This window comes from Arthrobacter sp. 4R501 (assembly GCF_002929755.1).
GTDB lineage: Bacteria > Actinomycetota > Actinomycetes > Actinomycetales > Micrococcaceae > Arthrobacter.
On sequence record NZ_PJIW01000047.1, the window covers coordinates 1 to 1,614 of the forward strand.

General features: G+C 63.2%; 1 protein-coding gene. It reads right to left on the reverse strand.

Features of this window, described 5'->3' with window-relative positions:
* Window positions 1-34: 34 nt before the first annotated feature.
* Window positions 35-1,225 carry an IS30 family transposase gene (locus CXR02_RS21825; RefSeq protein ID WP_104063890.1) on the reverse strand — a complete coding sequence of 397 codons (1,191 nt, stop codon included), beginning with the start codon at window positions 1,223-1,225 and terminating at the stop codon, window positions 35-37.
* Between the last annotated feature and the right edge of the window lie 389 nt (window positions 1,226-1,614).

Here is a 1,614-nt window from a genome sequence, read left to right on the forward strand (position 1 = left end):
CTTGGATTCTGGGGATCGTTGCAACACCTGTTGGTTAGGTGGTTAGTAGTAAATCACGTAGACGCTCGGCTGGAGTATTCCAGCCGAGCGTTTTGCGTGGGCGTCCGTTCAGTTCCTGCGCGACGTGTTCGAGGTCTTCGGGCCCGTAGACGGATAGGTCGGTGCCCTTGGGGAAGTACTGGCGCAGCAGTCCGTTGGTGTTCTCGTTTGAGCCGCGTTGCCAGGGGCTGGCCGGATCGCAGAAATAGACGGGCATGTCGGTGGCAAGGGTGAATGATCGGTGGGTGGCCATTTCCGCGCCTTGGTCCCAGGTCAGGGAGCCTCGCAGGTGCGCGGGAAGGGTGGCCATGGTTTTGACGAGTCCGTCCCGGACGGTTTCAGCGGTGTGGTCATTTGGCAGGTGGACGAGCAACACGTAGCGGGTGGTGCGTTCGACCAGGGTCGCGATCGCTGACTGGTTATAGGCGCCGGTGATGAGGTCACCTTCCCAATGGCCTGGCACGGCGCGGTCCTCGATCTCGGGCGGGCGCTCGGAGATCATGACCATCGGGTCCACGAACCGGGGGGTGCGCTGCTCGCCGGTGCGGTGGGGTTTGCGGCGGGTACGGCCGGTGCGCAGCGCTGCCTGTATCTCGCGTTTGAGTCCGCCTCTGGCTTGGACGTAGAGGGCCTGGTAAATCGTCTCTGGGCTCACACGCATCTCCGGGTTGTCGGGGAACTCTTCGACCAGCGTGTGGCTGATCTGCTCCGGAGACCAGCGTATGAGCAGCTTGTCCTTCACGTAGTCGCGCAGGTCCGACTCGCCAGCGAGCTTGGCGGTCTTGGGCCGCGCCCGTCGGGCGGCGGCCTTCCGATGCGCCCCGTGGGGTAGGTATCCCATCCGGGGTTCGGTATTTCTGCCCAGCTCGCGGCTGATAGTTGAGGGCGATCGTCCCAGCGCGTGAGCGATCGCCCTGATTGAGGAGCCGGCAGCGTTCAGGTCCCGGATCATCTCCCGCTCCTGCACGGTCAGGAAGCGCGGATCGATAGATTTCTCCAACGCTGATACCGGTACGGGGACCAGTGTGCCGGCGGGAGGGGTCAAGGTGGTCACACCACGTTTGTAGTCGACCACGCGGCCATCCGGGTAAATGCGTCGGCCGCTGGACTTACGGATTCCCTGGTCCCACTCTTCGGCGGTCCGCAGATGTACCCCGACCGCTGCAGCAGCTTTCCGCCGACTCACGCCGGTCTTGCGCAGCCGGAAGTACTCATCCCGCCCCGGGTGAGGACCCGCCCCCGTTTTGCCATAGCTTTTCAGCCCGGCTTTACGGACCCAACCGGCACACGTTGCGGGATGCAGTCCCAACTCCCGTGCGGCCTGCGTGGTGCTCTTGACGCGGTCGAACACGACGAAGAACTGTGCCTTCTGTGCAGGCGTGTATTTTCTCTGGTCCGCTTTCCGATCCCGTGGGACCCGCTCAGGGAGGCGAGATTTATGGACCCATTGGTAGCACGTCATCTGATTGAAGCCGAGCTCCGCCGCGGCCTCGCTCACACTCCCACACCGGTCCAACACCGAAAAGAACTGAACCTTCTGCTCCGGCGTGTATTTCCTCCTGCTGGCAGCTTCTT